Raw genomic sequence first — 16,344 nt, 5'->3', positions numbered from 1 at the left:
CAGCAGCAGGAACCCACCGAAGCGACTCAGGGGCGGCTCAATGCCGCTCCTGAGCGCCGTAGGAATCTCCGGCCTTCAGACCGGGGAGGATGTCAAGAGTGATTCCATCGCCGTGGCTAGCGCGGCAGTCATGGGGGTTTCGCTCCGGCGAATCACGATGAGGGCGGGCAGGGCATGCGGTAGCGCGCGCAGGCTGTCGGGCAGCCACAGGTGCAGCGAGAACATCTCGGTGGCGGGGCCGTTGCCCCCGTGCGCAAAGACGATGGGCTGGTCGCCGTGCGCGCCTACCTGGTGCGCCGCAATCAACGGCTGGAACGGTTGGGGCGGCAAATCGGGCCCGGACGAGATGGTGTGGGGGTCGCCATGGGGCAGCATGGCGATGTCGCCGGCCTCTAGGCGCTCGGGCGCTTGGTCTTTCACGGCCAGCAAGTAAGGCGCGCCCGCGCACATCCGGATCAGGGCTCCTTCGACGCCGGCCGATCTCAACGCCCAGGGCGCCGAGAGCGAAAAGCGGGCCGTGACCGCCCGGTCGGCACGCCAGTGGGTCAGCAGGCGGCTCAGGAGATCGCTGGGACGTGCATGCATGAAGGCAGGAAAGGCAGGCTTGGCGGCGGACCGCGGCGATTTCCGTACGGTCGGTTCCCCGTTCCGGCGTCCCGAGGGTTGAGGCCTTGCCCTCTTGCGCCGACACTACGGGCCTCGACACGGAGATTATCATGCCTCGAATCGACCACGCCCTGATCGTCGGCGCCGGCATTGCCGGATGTTCGACGGCGATCGCGCTCGCCCAGCAAGGCGTGCGCGTCACCATGGTGGAGAAACAGCAGGTCTGGAAGTTCCAGAGCTCTGGGCTATTTATCTATAGCAATGGCTTGCGCGTCCTGCGCGACCTCGGCGTGCTGCCGCAGATCCTCGAGGCGGGGTTTGCCGTCCGCGGCGGACGCAATCAGTACTTCGATGAAAGCGGAACCTTCATCGTCGAGACGGTTTACCCCTCGCCGGAAGGCCTGCCGGCCATCGTAGGCATCAAGCGGGCGGAATTGCACCGCGTGCTTGCAAGCCGCATTGCCGAGCTGGGCGTGACGGTCAAGCTGGGGGCGACGGTCACGCGCATGTCGGATGCCGGAGGCGAAGGCCCCATGCGCGTGAACTTGTCCGACGGGACGCAAGGCGAATTCGACCTGGTGATCGGCGCCGACGGCATACGATCGCAGGTCCGCGCCGAAGTGTTCCCGCACATCGAGCCCGTTTATTCTGGCTTCGGCGTGTGGCGCAGCGTGCACGACCGCCCGCGCGGCCTCGACGCGAAAATCATGATGATGGGCGTAGGCAAGCGGCTCGGCATCATGCCGATCAGCGACGAGAAGCTTTACATGTTCGGCGTCATGCTCGAGCCCAAGGACGCCTGGTACGAGCCCGCCGACTGGCCCCTGCTGATGCGCGAGCGCTTCGGCCACTTCGGCGCCCCGGCGGCGCAGTTTCTCGAGCAGCTCGGCCCCGGCAGCGAGGTGCTCTATACCGCCGTGGAAGAAATCATCGCCCCGGTTCCCTGGCATCGCGGGCGCGTGGTGATCATCGGCGACGCCGCGCATGCCTCGACGCCTTTCATGGGGCAGGGCGGTGCCATGGCCTTGGAAGACTCGGTAGTGCTCGCCAAGTTGCTGACCGGGCCGGGGTCGCTCGAAGAGGCGCTCCAGGCGTTCGCTGCGCGCCGCCATCCCATGTGCAAGCTGGTGCAGGACGTCTCGCGCCAGGTAGGGCAGGCCGGTGCGCTGGAGGCAGCCGACGATTGCGCGCGCCGCGACGCCGAGCTGCGGCGCGACGGACAAGGCAAGGTCGACGCCTTCTTTGCCGCGCTGGACCGCCTGCGCTGAAGGGCGCTCAGTCCTGGCGGGTGTTGGCCTGGATGAACTCGATCTTGTAGCCGTCGGGGTCTTCGACGAAGGCGATGACGGTGCTGCCGTGCTTCATCGGGCCGGCCTCGCGGGTGACCTTGCCGCCCAGCTGGCGGACGCGCTCACAGGCGGCATAGGCGTCGTCGACTTCGATGGCGATGTGGCCGTAGCCGTTGCCGAGGTCGTACTTGTCGGTATCCCAGTTGTGGGTCAGCTCGATCACGGCGCCGTCCTGTTCATCCTGGTAGCCCACGAAGGCGAGCGTGAACTTGCCGTCGGGGTAGTCCTTGCGGCGCAGCAAGCGCATGCCGAGGACCTTGGTGTAGAAGTCGATGGAACGCTGCAAGTCGCCGACTCGGAGCATGGTGTGAAGTAGTCGCATGGATGCCTCGCGTAGAGTTGGGAAGAGGCCCGGCACGTGCGGGCCTTCAATCGAATTGCGGAAGGCTGGCCGGGTCGTGTCGCCGTAGTACGTCGCGCGCGCTCTCGAAACCCGGCAGCAACTGCCCGACTTCGGCCCAGAAGCCCGGGCCATGGTTCATTTCGCGCAGGTGGGCCAGTTCGTGCGCGATGACGTAGTCGATGATGTCCAGCGGGAAATGGATCAGGCGCCAGTTGAGCAGGATACTGCCTTCGCTGGTGCATGATCCCCAGCGGGTCGCGGCCGACGACAGTTTCCAGCGCTTGATCGCCAGGCCGGTGCGCGCGAGGAACTCGCGCAGGCGGGCGTCGAACACGCTGCGCGCGCGGCCTTGCAGCCAGGCCTGGACGGCATCGCGTATGCGTGCGGCTTCCGCGTCGTGCGGCAGGCCCAGCCATAGTATGTCGCCATCGGCAGGGGCGTCCGGATCGACGCTCTGGAGCCCGGTCTCGCGCTGCGCATCGAGCCGCATGACCACGCGCCGGCCGAGATAGGGCAGCTCGCCGCCGTCTTCCCAGCGCGTTTGGTTGAGCGCCAGCCGCTCCTTGCGTTGTTGCCAGTCGCGCAGCTTGGAGAGGATCCAGCGGGACTTCTCCCGCACGGCAGCGTCGATTTCGGCGAGGCCGACCCACCGGGGTGCCGTGACCCGCAGCCCGTCGTCCCCGATTAGAAAACCGATGGTGCGCCGGCGAGAACGCTGGAGCACGAAACGGATCAATTGCCCTTCGGCCATCACTTCGCGCCAGCGTGCGCCGGGCGGAAGTTGGATCGAATGGGGCTGTGGCGCCGGCCTGCCCGGGACGAGCGGCGCGTCCGCGGGCGCCAGGTCGGCGAACAGGTCAAGCTGCGCGGAGGCGAGTTCCGCCTCCCGCCGTGGGGCCGGGCGAGCGGCGGGAGCGGTAGCGGGACGTTTGGCCATGGCGTTGGGATCCGTTCGCGAAGAGCCGTGCCCGGTGTCAGGCGGCGTGGCTCCGGGAGTCGGGATAACGTTCGGGATTGAGCCTGCGCATTTCGCCTTCGATCCAGTCTTCGACGCGGCGATTGATTTCGTCCGCCGTCAGGCCATGGGGATCGATGGCCGGGCCGATCGATATGGTAACGGTTCCGGGGCGCTTCACGAACGTCCTGCGCGGCCAGCACTCGCCCGCATTGTGGGCGATGGGAACGACCACGGCGCCGGTGCGCACTGCGAAGCGGGCGCCGCCGCTCTTGTACTTGCCCTTCTTGCCGGGCGCGACGCGCGTGCCTTCGGGAAACATGACGATCCATCGACCGGCCGCCAGGCGCTCGCGGCCCTGGGTGACGACTTGTTCGAAGGCGTCGCTGCCTTTCTTGCGGTCGATGGCGATCATGCTCAGGCTCGCCAGGCCCCAGCCGAAGAAGGGGATCCAATTCAGCTCGCGTTTGTAGACGTAGCAGATCTGGTGCGGCAGCCAGCCGGCCAGGAACAGCGTTTCCCAGGTCGACTGGTGCTTGGAAAGTACGATGGCGGGCCGGTCGGGCAGGTTCTCCCAACCCTTGACGCGCCACCGTATGCCGGCGATCCAGCGCGCGCCCCACACCACCAGCCGGGGCCAGCCGATGGTGAGCCGGTAGCGCCAATGCAAGGGGAGCGGAAGCCAAAGCACGCAGGCAATGGCGTAAGGCACCATGGTGCCGATGAAAAAGATCGAATACAGCAGCGATCGTAGCCAGCGCATCAATCAGTGTTCCTCGGGCTGGGCGGACGCCTCCAGCGCATCGGCGACCGCACTGAGGTCCTTCCAAACGACGGTGCCCGGCGGCAGGTTGCCCTTGGCCAGCGTCTTGGAGCCGTTTCCGGTCAGGACCAGCCAGGGCGTACAGCCTGCAGCCGCCGCGGCTTCGAGGTCGCGCGCCGAATCGCCCACCGAGGGAACGCCGTGCAGGTCGATTTCGAAGCGCCGCGCAATCTCGCGGTACATGCCCGGCAGCGGCTTGCGGCAGTCGCAGCCGGCGTCGGGTGCGTGCGGGCAAACGAAGATGGCGTCGATGACGCCACCCACCTTGGCCAACTGGGCCTTGAGCTTGGCATGGATGGCGTTGAGCGTGGCCGCGTCGAACAAGCCGCGGCCCAGCCCCGATTGGTTGCTTGCCACGACCACGCGGTATCCCGCCTGGTTGATGCGCGCGATGGCTTCGAGCGCACCGGGCAATGGGATCCATTCGTCGGGCGACTTGATGAAGTCGGGGCTATCCTGGTTGATGACGCCGTCGCGGTCCAGGATCACCAGCTTGGGACGAGTCAGGACGCTCGGCATCGTTTAGGCAGCCGCCAGGCGAGACAAATCGGCCACGTGGTTCATGACGCGGTGCAACTCGGCCAGGAGTGCCAGCCGGTTGGCCCGGATCGCAGGATCTTCGGCCATGACCATGACGTCGGCGAAGAAAGCGTCGACCGGGCCGCGGGCCTGCGACAACACCGACAGCGCGCCCGCGAAGTCCCCTTGCGCGAACTTGCCTTCGGCCTGCGGCCGGAGCGTGCGCACGGATTCGGCCAGTGCCTTCTCGGCCGGTTCGGCGAGCAGCGCCTCGTTCACCTGCCCGGGGTCGCCTTCGACCTTCTTCAAGATGTTGCCGATGCGCTTGTTGGCGGCGGCCAGCGCAGCGGCTTCGGGCAGCGCGGAGAAGGCCACCACGGCCCGCACCCGGGCGGGCACCTGGGCGAGCGGCGGTGCGACGGCGATCACGGCATCGACCGCGGCGCGGTCGAACTGTCCTGCGAGCTGGTTGCGGTACCGCTCGAAGATGAAGGCGCGGACCTCGTCAATTTGTTTCGGCGTGGGCGGGGTGGCAAAGCCCGCTGCGGCCTGCGCGAGCAGGGCATCGAGCGTCAGCGCCGAGTCGCCCGCGAGACGTCCGCCGGCCTCCAGCTGCTCGAAGGCGCTGATCAGGCCCAGGGCCGCCCGGCGCAGGCCGTACGGATCTTTGTCGCCGGTGGGGGCGAGGCCGATGCTCCAGATACCGAGCAGCGTTTCCGCGCGCTCAGCCAGGAACAGCGCGGCTGCCGTGGCGCTGGCATCGGTCACGGGCGCTTCCAGGCGGATGCGGTATTGCTGGCGGATGGCTTCCACCACGTCCGGCGCTTCGCCGTCGGCTTCGGCGTAGTACGCGCCCATGATGCCCTGGAGTTCCGGGAACTCACCCACCATGCCGGTCACCAGGTCCGCCTTGGCGAGCAAGGCGGCGCGGTCGGCGCGGCCGGGGTCGGCGCCGATGGCTTGGGCTACCCAGCGCGCCAGCGCACGGACGCGTTGCGAGCGTTCGAGCTGCGAACCCAGTTTGTTGTGATACACGACGGTGCCGAGCTGTTCCACGCGCTCGGCCAGGGGCACTTTCTTGTCGGTCTCGAAGAAGAAGCGTGCGTCTGCCAGGCGCGGGCGCACCACCCGCTGATTGCCCTCGATGATGTTGGAGGGGTCGGCCAGCTCCATGTTGCTGACGATCAAGAAGCGATGCGTCAGCTTGCCGGTCGCGGCGTCGAACAGCGGGAAATATTTCTGGTTCAGCCGCATGGTCAGGATCAGGCATTCCTGCGGCACGGCCAGGAATTCGGACTCGAACTCGCCCACATAAACCGTGGGGTATTCCACCAGGGCACACACCTCGTCGAGCAGGGCAGCTACGTCGGCTTCATCCCCCAGCGAGGCGCCGAGGCGGGCGGCCTGGTCGCGCAATTGCCGCTCGATGGCGTCGCGCCGCTTGGCGAACGATGCGATGACGCGCCCTTGCTCGCGCAGGCGGTCTTCGTAGGCGTCGGCCGAGGCGAGCTCGATCGGGCCCTCGGACTGGAAGCGGTGGCCGTAGGTGGAGCGTCCTGCCCGCAGCCCGAGCGCGGTCACGTCCACGACCCGGTCGCCGTGCAGCGCGACGAGTCCGTGCGCCGGACGAACGAAGCGGACAGTGGTCGTGCCGTCGGCGAGCTGGTAGCTCATGACCTTGGGGATGGGCAGCTTGCCGAGCGTTTCTTCCAGCACGGTCTGCAGCGCGGCTTGCAGCGCGGCGCCCTTGGCGATGCCGCGATAGACGAGCTGCTCATTCTTGCCGTCCGATTCGCGCGCCAGGCTCGCGACGTCGACCGATTGCAAGCCCTTGGCGGCCAATTTCTTCAACAGGGCCGGCGTAGCTTGTCCGTCGGCCGTCAGGCCCACGGACACGGGCATCAGCTTTTCGGAGTATTCGGTATCGGCGGCCTGGGGCAGCACGGCCGACAGGTGGACGGCCAGGCGCCGCGGGGTGGCGTAAGCCGTCACGGCATTGCCGCCGGCCAGCAGCCCGCGGCTTTGCAGCCCGGCCGCAATGCCGTCGGCGAAGGCCTGCCCCAGCCGGTTCAGGGCCTTGGGCGGGAGTTCCTCGGTGAACAGTTCCAGCAGGAAGGGTTGAGCGGCCGACATTACGCGGCCTCCTTGCGTGCAAGCATGGGAAAGCCCAGTCGTTCTCGTGAGTCGTAGTAAGCCTGCGCGATGGCGCGCGACAGGTTGCGGATGCGGCCGATGTAGGCGGCCCGTTCGGTGACGCTGATGGCGCCGCGGGCATCCAGTAGGTTGAACGTGTGCGCGGCCTTCAACACCATCTCATAGGCCGGCAGCGCGAGCGGCACCTCAACCAGCCGCTTGGCCTGGGCTTCGTAGTCGTTGAAGTGGCGGAACAGGATCTCGGGCGAAGAGTGCTCGAAGTTGTAGCTGGACTGTTCCACTTCGTTCTGGTGGTAGACATCGCCGTACGTCACGCGCGTACCGTCGGGCGCTTGCGTCCACACGAGGTCGTAGACGCTTTCCACGCCCTGCAGGTACATGGCGAGGCGCTCCAGGCCGTAGGTAATCTCGCCCATGATGGGCTTGCAATCGATGCCGCCGACTTGTTGGAAGTAGGTGAATTGCGTCACTTCCATGCCGTTGAGCCAGACTTCCCAGCCCAGGCCCCACGCGCCCAGCGTGGGATTCTCCCAGTCGTCTTCCACGAAACGGATGTCGTGTTCCTTGGGGTCGATGCCCAGTGCCTCCAGCGAGCCGATGTAGAGGTCCAGGATGTTAGGCGGCGAGGGCTTGAGCACCACCTGGTACTGGTAATAGTGCTGCAGGCGGTTGGGGTTCTCGCCGTAGCGGCCGTCCTTGGGGCGGCGCGAGGGCTGGACGTAGGCGGCGCGCCAGGGTTCGGGCCCCAGGGCCCTCAGGAACGTGGCGGTGTGCGAGGTGCCGGCGCCGACTTCCATGTCGTAGGGCTGCAGCAGGGCGCAGCCTTGCTGGCTCCAGTACTCCTGGAGTCGGAGGATGATCTGTTGAAATGTCAGCATGGTCTTGGAATCAATGCGGCCGCGTGCGGCCATCGGCCCGGCCAAACCAGGGATTTTAACTGGCCCGCGCGAAAAGCGCGCCGCACCGGGCGCGCCCGGTGGGCGCAAAGGTGGTCATTCCCGCGCGGATGCACGCCGCAGCCAGGCCAGTCCGGCCAGCAGGGCGGCCACGAGGACCAGGATGGGCGCATTGCCCGTGCGGACGTAGGGCGTCAGGCCCGTCGTTCCCTGGACCGTGATGTCGAGTACGCCCGCGGTATGCGGCTCGAGTTGGCCCACGATCCGGGCCTGGGCGTCCACCGCGGCGGTCATGCCCGTGTTGGTCGCCCGCAGCAGGGGCCTGCCGGTTTCGCGCACGCGCATGCGGGACATCTGCAGGTGCTGCGGCAAGGCGAGGGAGTCTCCGAACCACGCCAGGTTGCTGATGTTGGCGAGGATGGTGGCGCCGGGGTCGGACGGGCCGGGACGTATCGCGGGCAGGAGTTCCTCGCCGAAAACGTCCTCGTAGCAGATGTTCAGGGCGATGTGCTGGCCGCCTATGTCGAAGGGCTTCTGGCGCGGTGCGCCCCGGTCGAAATCGCCCAGCGGCATGACCATTTCGTCGACGAACCAGCGGAAGCCGGGCGGGATGAACTCCCCGAACGGCACTAGGTGCCGTTTGTCGTAGCGTCGGTCGACCTGTCCGTTGACCAGTCGCTCGGGGGCCGTGGTGCCGTCTAGCGAAATGACGCTGTTGTAATAGCGGTCGCGGTCGGGATGGATGTCGCGCATGGCGACGCCCAGCACGAAGGTGCCGCCCTGTACGCCGGCGCTGTCCACCCACTCTTGCCAGGCTTCGGCCGTGAGTTGGTCCTGGAAAACCGGCACCGCCGTCTCGGGCAGCAGCGTGAGGGCGGCGGAACGGCCGTCGGCCCTGGGAAGCATGGCCAGGCCCCGGTGCGTGTCCATGCCATGCCAGATGCGGGCAGGGTCGAATTTGTCTGAGAGTGGGATGTTGGCTTGCACCAGGCGCACGTCCAGCGCCGGGCCGTAAGGCTGCACCCAGGTCCAGGCCCCCCCGGCGATTCCGATTGCCAAGGCGCCTGCCGCGGCTGCCAGGGCGGGCCAGCCGGCGCGCAGGGCGGCGCCGCGCCGGCCGGGTTCCTTGCGCCGCCACGCTGCGGCTGCGATCCAGGCCAGCCCGGTCGCCGTCAGGGCGGCCGCAAACGCGACGCCGTAGACGCCGAGCAGGGGCGCCCAGCCGTGCAGCGGACCGTCCACGTGGGCGTAACCGATGTTGAGCCAGGGGAATCCGGTGAAGAGCACGCCGCGCAGCCATTCCGCGCCGCTCCAGCAGGCGGCGAGCGCAAGCACGTAGACGAGCCCCGATGCGGCGCCACGGGAATCGCGACCGTTCGGCCGGCGGCTCAGCCACCACGCCAAGCCGGTGGCCAGGGCAGGGTAGAGGGACAGGTAGGCCGCCAGCAGGCCGACCCCCAGCGCCGCGAGGGGGGCGGCCATGTAGGCGTAGACGTGCAGGCTGACGTAGATCCAGGAAATGCCGACCGCGAAGGTGCCGGCGCCGAACAGCGCGCCGATCCAGGCCGCTCTTCCTGCCGACGGGGCGCGCCATGCCAGCCGGCTCAGGGCGCCGAAGGCGGCCAATTGGAGCATGGGCAGGGACCAAGCGGGGAAGGGGGCTGGCGCGAAGGCCAGCCCATGCAGCATGCCAAGAATCAGCGCACCGGCCAGCGCGGCGTGAGGGATGGACACGGGTCGATTCAGCCTGGGTTGGACATCACGGCGGACGAGGGCGCCGAGCCGGGCGTCAGCCGCGACACGCGCAGCCACAGGGCGCGGCGCGCATCGGCGCGGATGACCTCGATGCGCAGGTCGTCGCGCTCGATGCGGTCTCCGCGCCGCGGAATGCGGCCCAAGGTGCCAGCCAGCCAGCCTCCGACCGTGTCGTACTCGTCGTCGTCCAGCGACGAGCCGAAAGTTTCGTTGAAGCGCCGGATGCTGGTCAGCGCGACGACGCGCCAGCGATTCTTGCCGTCCGGGAAGATGGACTGCTCCACGGCGGCATCGTCGAACTCGTCCTCGATTTCGCCGACGATCTGCTCCAGCACGTCTTCGATGGTAATGAGGCCCGCCGTGCCCCCGTGCTCGTCGACCACGATGGCGATGTGGTTCCGGTTGCTGCGGAATTCGCGCAACAGGACGTTCAGGCGCTTGGACTCCGGAATGAAGACTGCCGGGCGCAGGAGCGTGCGCAGGTCCAGCTCGCGATCCACCATGTAGCGCAGGAGGTCCTTGGCCAGCAGGATGCCGATCACGTTGTCCCGGGTGTCCTCGTAGACCGGGAAGCGCGAATGGGCAGTTTCGATGATGGTCGGAAGCAGGGCGTCGATGGGCTGCGACACCTCGAGCATGTCCATGCGCGAGCGGGGGATCATGATGTCGCCGGCCGTGAGTTCGGACACGGCCAGCACGCCCTCGATCATGGACAAGGCCTCGGCATCGAGCAGGTCGCGGCCGTAGGCCGCCTCGAGCACGGCCTTGAGATCCTCGCGGTCTTCCGGTTCGCGGTGGATCAGCGCTGAAAGGCGCTCGAAGAAGGTCTTGGGTGTGTGCTTGGGCGTACGCTGGGCGTACGCCGGACTAGGGGATGTATCTGACATCGTCCTGGGAGGACAGTTGGAAAAGTTTAGGATACCTGATACGGGTCGGGGATGGCCATCGTAGCCAGGATGCGGGTCTCCAGCGCCTCCATGCGCCGGGCGTCGCGTTCGTTCAGGTGGTCGTAGCCCAGGGAGTGCAGGACGCCGTGCACGACCAGGTGGGCGGCGTGATGCAAAAACGGCTTTTTCTGGGCCTTGGCTTCAGCTGCCAGCACCGGCACGCACAGTACGATGTCGCCGCCGACCACCCCGTCCGGCCCCGGGCCGTATTCGAAGGTCAGCACGTTGGTGGCGTAGTCCCGCTGGCGGAAATCGCGGTTCAGGCGGCGGCCTTCGGCAGCCCCGACCAGGCGGAGCGTCAAGGCGACGCCCGGGATGCCGGCCAGCTCGGGCGCGCGCAGCGTCTGGGCGACCCAGCGCCGCAGGCGCCAGCGCGGCAGGCGCGGCTCCTCTTTGCCATATTGCACTGCGAGGGAAAGCGTCGGCACGGCGGTCGCTTCAGCCGTCCTGGGACGTCTTGGCATGCTTTTCGTAGGCGTCGACGATGCGCGCCACCAGGGGATGGCGTACCACGTCCCCGCTGGTGAACTGCGTAAACGAAATGCCTTGGACCGAAGCCAGGATTTGCGCGGCGTCGAGTAGGCCGCTGCGCTGGCCCTTGGGCAGGTCCACCTGCGACGGGTCGCCCGTAATGACCGCTTTGCTGCCGAATCCGATGCGCGTCAGGAACATCTTCATCTGTTCCGGCGTCGTGTTCTGCGCCTCGTCGAGGATGACGAAGGCATGGTTGAGCGTTCGCCCCCGCATGTAGGCCAGCGGCGCGATTTCTATGGTCTGCTTCTCGAACAGCTTGGTGACCCGCTCGAAGCCGAGCAGGTCGTACAGCGCATCGTAGAGCGGTCGCAGGTAGGGATCGACCTTCTGGGTGAGGTCTCCGGGCAAAAAGCCCAGCCGCTCGCCCGCCTCGACTGCGGGCCGGGTAAGCACGATGCGTCGCACCGATTCCCGTTCCAGCGCGTCGATGGCGCACGCGACGGCCAAGTAGGTCTTGCCCGTGCCGGCGGGCCCCATGCCGAAGGTAATGTCGTGCGCCAGGATGTTACGCAGGTAGTCGCGCTGGCGCGGGGTGCGGCCTCGCAAGTCCTGCCGGCGGGGCAGGCGCAACACCACTTCCGTCTCGCCGGGTGCTCCTTGGGGCGGCGTTTCTTCGTCCGCGTCGTGGGCGGCGGTCATGGCGCCCAGTTCCACGAGGTTCAACTGCAGCTCGTCGACCGACAAAGGGTGGTCGGCGTGCTCGTAGAGGTATTGCAGCGCTGCCGATGCGGCGTCGGCGCGCTCGCCTTCCAGGGTGATCCGGTGGCCGCGGCGCGCCAGCTCGACCCCGTAGGCCGTCGCCAGCTGGCGCAGGTTTTCGTCGAGCGGGCCGCACAGGTTCGACAGCCGGGTGTTGTCGTCCCCCAGGGAAACGACGACCGGCGCGGGGCGGCGGTGAGCGCCGCGGGAGGGTGCTGCCGTCATGCGGACAAAGCCTCGGTCGCGTCGGTTTCGCGAGTGACCACTTCGCCGCGCAGCGTGTGCGGCAGCGCCGCAGTAATGCGCACGTCGATCATCTGGCCGATGAGCCGCGGCGGCGCCGGGAAGTTCACGATGCGGTTGTTTTCAGTGCGGCCCATGAGCTCCTCGGGGTTCTTGCGCGAGGGGCCTTCGACGATGATGCGCTGCGTGGTGCCCACCATGCTTTCGCTGATGGCGGCCGCCTGCTCATTGATCCGCGCCTGCAGGCGCTGCAGGCGGGCCAGCTTGACCGTTTGCGGCGTATCGTCTTGCAGGTCCGCCGCCGGCGTACCCGGACGGCGCGAATAAACGAACGAGAACGCCGTGTCGAAGCCTACGTCGTCGATCAATCGCATGGTTTTCTCGAAGTCTTCCTCGGTTTCTCCGGGGAAGCCGACGATGAAGTCCGAAGACAGCGTCAACCCGGGGCGTGCGGCGCGCAGCTTGCGCACGATGGACTTGAACTCGAGCGCCGTGTAGCCGCGCTTCATCGCCATCAGGATACGGTCGCTGCCCGATTGCACCGGCAGGTGCAGGAAGGACACGAGCTTGGGCAGGCGGGCGTAGGCCTCGATCAGCCGGGGCGTCATTTCCTTCGGATGCGAGGTCGTATAGCGGATGCGCTCGATGCCGGGGATGTCGTGTACATATTCCAGCAGCAGCGCGAAATCGGCGATTTCGTCGGTGTCGCCCATCTTGCCCCGGTAGGCGTTCACGTTCTGCCCGAGCAGCGTGACTTCCTTGACGCCTTGGTCGGCCAGGTCGGCGATCTCGGTGAGCACGTCCTCGAACGGCCGGGAGACTTCCTCGCCGCGCGTGTACGGCACGACGCAGAAGCTGCAGTACTTGCTGCAGCCTTCCATGATGGAGACGAAGGCCGTCGCACCTTCCACCCGGGCGGGCGGCAGGTGGTCGAACTTTTCAATTTCGGGGAAGCTGATGTCTACCTGCGGCGTGCCGGACGCGCGCCGCTTGGCGATCAGTTCGGGCAGCCGGTGCAGCGTTTGCGGCCCGAACACCACGTCGACATACGGTGCACGCGCCACGATGGCCTCGCCTTCCTGGCTGGCGACGCAGCCGCCCACGCCGATCACCAGGTCCGGCTTTTCGCGCTTGAGCATCTTGGCGCGGCCGAGGTCGGAGAAAACTTTCTCCTGCGCCTTTTCGCGCACCGAACAGGTGTTGAAGAGAATGATGTCCGCGTCTTCCGGCCGGTCCGTGAGTTCCAACGGCTGGTCGGCGTTCAGCACGTCTACCATTTTGTCCGAGTCGTACTCGTTCATTTGGCAGCCGAACGTGCGGATGTATAGTTTGCGGGGAGTGGCTTGGGTCATCTCGATTGCCGTGACGGGGTTATAGCCCGCGGGCACAAATGCGGAATATGGCATTTTATCAGAGGGTTACGCGGGTGGCTGCCCGGCGCGGCAGGCGGGGTACACCCGTTCAGGTCTCTGTCAGTGGGTAGGGGCTAGACTGACGGCTCAGGTGATTGCTTTGCCGCAAAGGGCATCGGTGAGACCGCAGCTCCCGACGCCTGGCAGAGCGGTTCATCCGACACCGATACCGCGCTTCCCCCGCGAGCTTTTGAGGCGCGGCATTGTGTGCTCCCTGTCGGCCCGACGGCAATGCTGTCGGGCCCTTTTTTTTCGCGATGCAAAGCCATTTGCGCGCAGCCCGGGAACACTATATAATCGCGGTCTTAGCTTTTGGCGCATTAGCTCAGCCGGTTAGAGCGACGGAATCATAATCCGCAGGTCCCCTGTTCGAATCAGGGATGCGCCACCAGGATACGCAAGGGCCCAACCACGGTTGGGCCCTTTTTCATTTGCTGCCCGCTTTCCTGGTTTCGCTACCCCCGCGGGAGCGGGAGGGACGGGCATGGCGACCTGCAATTTACTGTAGCCCGGGCAGATGCGGGGGGAAAGACAGCCGCAGCGTCGCTGCGTTTTCCGTCACCAGGAATTCGATGTGTCCACCGAGCTCGCGGGCGCGGCGGTGCATGTTGCGCAGACCGTTGCCGATGTTGCTGCGGTCTTGCAGGGCGGTGCCGTGGACGTCGTTGAAGACGCAAAGCAGGGCTTGCCCGTCCGGGGCGGTTTGTCCCTGTATGGATAGCTTGCGGGCAGCACCGTGGCGGATCGCGTTGGTGACTGCCTCCTGCAGGATGCGCAGCACGGAAAGGGCGTTCTGCGGCGTGACTCCGGTGACGGCCGGCAGTTTCTCGGTCGACCAATGCAAATCGATGCCCAGCCGGCGCATTTGCGGTTCGAGCCGCTCGCGGAAGGCGGCGAGCGCCACGCCCAGGTCGCCGTCGCCAAGATCGAGGGAATGCACCACCAGCCTGAGGTCGTCAAGCGCGGCCCGCGCAGCCTGTTCGATGTCTTTGCCGCGTTCGCCCTCGCGTTCGGCGAGCGCGATGATGGTCACGAGATGGCCGCTCATGCCGTCGTGCAGGTCGCGCATCAGGCGCCGGCGCTCTTCTTCGCGCACCATGCGGTTGGCGTGGATCTTTTCTTTCTCGTGCATCAGCACCAGCTCCCATTCCTGGGCTGCGAGCTGCTGCCGTAGCGTCTCGTTCGCGTTGTCGAGGCTGTTCAGGCTGCGCGCGAGGCGGCCCATCAGTACCACCGTGATGGCGAGCAGCAGGAGGGTGCGCGCGTAGGGGGCGTGCAGGAAGGGGGCGTCGTGGATGCCGGTCACGACGAGCACGTCGTGCAGCGCGAACCAGCCGGTCAGGGCGCACGGCCCCATCATGATGGCGGCGTCCCAGTTTTCCTCGCGCGCGAATCGATGGGCCAGGATGGCGCTTGCGACGAAGTATGCGGCGGCCAGGAAACAAGCGCTCACGAGTCCGACAATGGCGAACGGGACCGTCCCGGTTTGCCCGAGCAGCAGGAGGGCGAGGGGAAGGAGCACGACGGCCGGGACCAGCCATTTCGGCCGCGGCAGGCCCGCGATGGCGAGGGCCATGCCTATCGCCATCAGGCCCACGGCGGGCGTCAGAGCGATGGAGCGGAACTGATCGACGGGGCCGAGCGCGTGCTGCGGCGCCTGCGTCAGGACGACCAGGATGCTGGTCACGGAAAGCGTGGCCAGCCACCCGAACACCGCATCGTGGCGGCGGGTGATCCAGATGGTCGCAATGCCTATGGTCAGCGCGATGTGCAATGCGAAGGTCATCGCGCGGATTTCCTCGATCAGGAAATCCGACAGGCGATAGGCCGGCATGACCTGGTCCGCCGTTCCAATGCTCACCTCCGACAACCGGCCGGGTAGCCAGCCCACCTTGCGCGTCTGGCGAACTACGAGCGCATTGTCGCCCGCATGCAGCGTGCCGCGGGGAATGCGGGCGAGGAAGGAGTAGCCGCTGGTCGGCGTGGGCCATGCGGTGTCGGGCACGGGGTCCGCGCGCTGGCCGTTCACCCAGGTTTCGACCTGGTGGCGCGCCGCCGGAATGAAAATGAACAGCGGTTCGTCAGGGACGGTTTCCAGGCGGAATGCGAGCCGGTAGGTGCCGGTGGTCAGTTCGAACAGGTTTTCCGGTGTCCAGCGGTGCGGGAGCGAGACGACGCGTTCCGTGTTTTCACCTGTTTGGATGAAGCGGGCCGTCGCCAGCGTCAGGCCATCCGTAGGTGCCCCGACATGAATGAGATAGGGAAGCAAGCCGATCGCGATCGTCAGCGTGACCAAGGCGATCCAGGCGATCGCCTTGCCCCGGCGGCCTAGGGGACGCCCGCCCGCGGCCATTACAGCTTAATGAGCCCGAGCCGTGCCGCTTCGAAGACCGCTTCGGAGCGATTGCTGGCTTGGAGCTTGCGGTATATGTTCCGAATGTGGACCGGCACCGTTTGTCGCGAAATGGCGAGCTTGTCGGCCAGCTCGCCGTAGGTGAAGCCCTTCGCGATGCCCCATAGGATGTCCATTTCGCGATCGGTCAGCGAAGGCTTGGGTTTGGCCGCCTCGGGATGTTCGGGCGCGTGCCCGAGTTCGGATAGCCGGCGCACCAGCACGCGGGCGATGCGCGAGGAAATGGGCGAGCGTCCGGCCATGACGTCCTTGATCGCGTCGACCAGGTCGATGGAGTCGGCATCTTTGAGCAGATAGCCCGACGCGCCGGCTTCGATGGCGTCGAGGACGGAGCGTTCGTCGGCCAGCACTGAGATGACCATGGCTTCGGCCTTGGGGCGGCGTTTGGCCAGGTAGCGGATGGCGTCGATGCCGCTGCCGTCAGGAAGGTTGATGTCCGTGATCAGCAGGTCGATGTCATTGGCCCCGATGGCGATCAGAGTTTCCTCTAGGTTGGGGCAGGCGGCGCAGAGTTGCGCTTCGGGCCAATTGCCGATGATGCGGGCGAGTCGTTCGCGTATGGGGTCGTCGTCTTCTGCCAGAAGAATTCTGAGTGCACCCGTGGTCATCTTGGATCTCCTGCCGCACTCTGCGCATCGCCACCTGGGGTTACGTCGAGTGCACTTTTTCAGTTGAACACAGTATCGCAGAGCGGTG

At 66.7% G+C, this 16,344-nt stretch carries 15 protein-coding genes and 1 tRNA gene; 2 read left to right on the top strand and 14 right to left on the bottom strand.

Features of this window, described 5'->3' with window-relative positions; all coding sequences use genetic code 11:
- Window positions 1-75 precede the first annotated feature (75 nt).
- A complete protein-coding gene (locus IRZ12_RS00510; protein WP_296462911.1) occupies window positions 76-585 on the bottom strand; it encodes a cupin domain-containing protein in 510 nt (169 codons plus the stop codon).
- Window positions 586-716: 131 nt separating this feature from the next.
- Between IRZ12_RS00510 and IRZ12_RS00505 the strand changes: the two genes are divergently transcribed.
- Window positions 717-1,874, top strand: coding sequence for an FAD-dependent oxidoreductase (locus IRZ12_RS00505; protein ID WP_296462909.1), 1,158 nt, complete (start codon window positions 717-719; stop codon window positions 1,872-1,874).
- A gap of 7 nt (window positions 1,875-1,881) precedes the next feature.
- On the opposite strand, the gene gloA is transcribed toward IRZ12_RS00505, so the two are convergent.
- The 11 genes from gloA to miaB all read right to left on the bottom strand — a co-directional run bounded on the left by gloA (window position 1,882) and on the right by miaB (window position 13,175).
- Complete coding sequence (gene gloA / locus IRZ12_RS00500) at window positions 1,882-2,277, bottom strand: lactoylglutathione lyase (protein ID WP_296462905.1); 396 nt, start codon at window positions 2,275-2,277, stop codon at window positions 1,882-1,884.
- Between the two features lie 46 nt (window positions 2,278-2,323).
- On the bottom strand, window positions 2,324-3,235 hold the full coding sequence (locus tag IRZ12_RS00495; protein WP_296462902.1) for a M48 family metallopeptidase: 912 nt from the start codon (window positions 3,233-3,235) through the stop codon (window positions 2,324-2,326).
- 37 nt (window positions 3,236-3,272) lie between these two features.
- Window positions 3,273-4,016 (bottom strand): 1-acyl-sn-glycerol-3-phosphate acyltransferase, encoded by a 744-nt coding sequence (locus IRZ12_RS00490; protein ID WP_296462899.1) that lies wholly within the window; start codon window positions 4,014-4,016, stop codon window positions 3,273-3,275.
- Window positions 4,017-4,019: 3 nt separating this feature from the next.
- Window positions 4,020-4,595 carry a D-glycero-beta-D-manno-heptose 1,7-bisphosphate 7-phosphatase gene (gene gmhB, locus IRZ12_RS00485; RefSeq protein ID WP_296462895.1) on the bottom strand — a complete coding sequence of 192 codons (576 nt, stop codon included), beginning with the start codon at window positions 4,593-4,595 and terminating at the stop codon, window positions 4,020-4,022.
- 3 nt (window positions 4,596-4,598) lie between these two features.
- Window positions 4,599-6,728, bottom strand: a complete 2,130-nt coding sequence (gene glyS / locus IRZ12_RS00480) for a glycine--tRNA ligase subunit beta (protein WP_296462892.1) — start codon at window positions 6,726-6,728, stop codon at window positions 4,599-4,601.
- Window positions 6,728-7,627 (bottom strand): glycine--tRNA ligase subunit alpha, encoded by a 900-nt coding sequence (gene glyQ / locus IRZ12_RS00475; protein ID WP_296462890.1) that lies wholly within the window; start codon window positions 7,625-7,627, stop codon window positions 6,728-6,730. The genes glyS and glyQ overlap by 1 nt, the downstream gene beginning before the upstream one ends.
- Before the next feature lie 114 nt (window positions 7,628-7,741).
- On the bottom strand, window positions 7,742-9,379 hold the full coding sequence (gene lnt / locus IRZ12_RS00470) for an apolipoprotein N-acyltransferase (protein WP_296462887.1): 1,638 nt from the start codon (window positions 9,377-9,379) through the stop codon (window positions 7,742-7,744).
- 8 nt (window positions 9,380-9,387) lie between these two features.
- Window positions 9,388-10,287, bottom strand: a complete 900-nt coding sequence (locus IRZ12_RS00465; RefSeq protein ID WP_296462883.1) for an HlyC/CorC family transporter — start codon at window positions 10,285-10,287, stop codon at window positions 9,388-9,390.
- Window positions 10,288-10,313: 26 nt separating this feature from the next.
- Window positions 10,314-10,775: an rRNA maturation RNase YbeY gene (ybeY, locus tag IRZ12_RS00460; protein WP_296462880.1), complete on the bottom strand. Its 462-nt coding sequence runs from the start codon at window positions 10,773-10,775 to the stop codon at window positions 10,314-10,316.
- A 10-nt stretch (window positions 10,776-10,785) separates the two neighbouring features.
- On the bottom strand, window positions 10,786-11,805 hold the full coding sequence (locus IRZ12_RS00455) for a PhoH family protein (protein WP_296462877.1): 1,020 nt from the start codon (window positions 11,803-11,805) through the stop codon (window positions 10,786-10,788).
- On the bottom strand, window positions 11,802-13,175 hold the full coding sequence (miaB, locus tag IRZ12_RS00450) for a tRNA (N6-isopentenyl adenosine(37)-C2)-methylthiotransferase MiaB (protein WP_296462875.1): 1,374 nt from the start codon (window positions 13,173-13,175) through the stop codon (window positions 11,802-11,804). The genes IRZ12_RS00455 and miaB overlap by 4 nt, the downstream gene beginning before the upstream one ends.
- Before the next feature lie 374 nt (window positions 13,176-13,549).
- Between miaB and IRZ12_RS00445 the strand changes: the two genes are divergently transcribed.
- Window positions 13,550-13,626 (top strand) — tRNA-Met (locus IRZ12_RS00445).
- 108 nt (window positions 13,627-13,734) lie between these two features.
- Here the strand turns inward: IRZ12_RS00445 and IRZ12_RS00440 are convergent.
- Window positions 13,735-15,531: a hypothetical protein gene (locus tag IRZ12_RS00440; RefSeq protein ID WP_296462872.1), complete on the bottom strand. Its 1,797-nt coding sequence runs from the start codon at window positions 15,529-15,531 to the stop codon at window positions 13,735-13,737.
- Window positions 15,532-15,587: 56 nt separating this feature from the next.
- Window positions 15,588-16,256: a response regulator transcription factor gene (locus IRZ12_RS00435; protein WP_296462869.1), complete on the bottom strand. Its 669-nt coding sequence runs from the start codon at window positions 16,254-16,256 to the stop codon at window positions 15,588-15,590.
- Between the last annotated feature and the right edge of the window lie 88 nt (window positions 16,257-16,344).

The sequence above is a fragment of the Pigmentiphaga sp. genome (genome assembly GCF_019689535.1).
Taxonomy (GTDB): Bacteria; Pseudomonadota; Gammaproteobacteria; order Burkholderiales; family Burkholderiaceae_B; genus Pigmentiphaga.
Note: the sequence above shows the minus strand (reverse complement) of the source record. Positions and strands in the feature narration are given on the sequence as shown.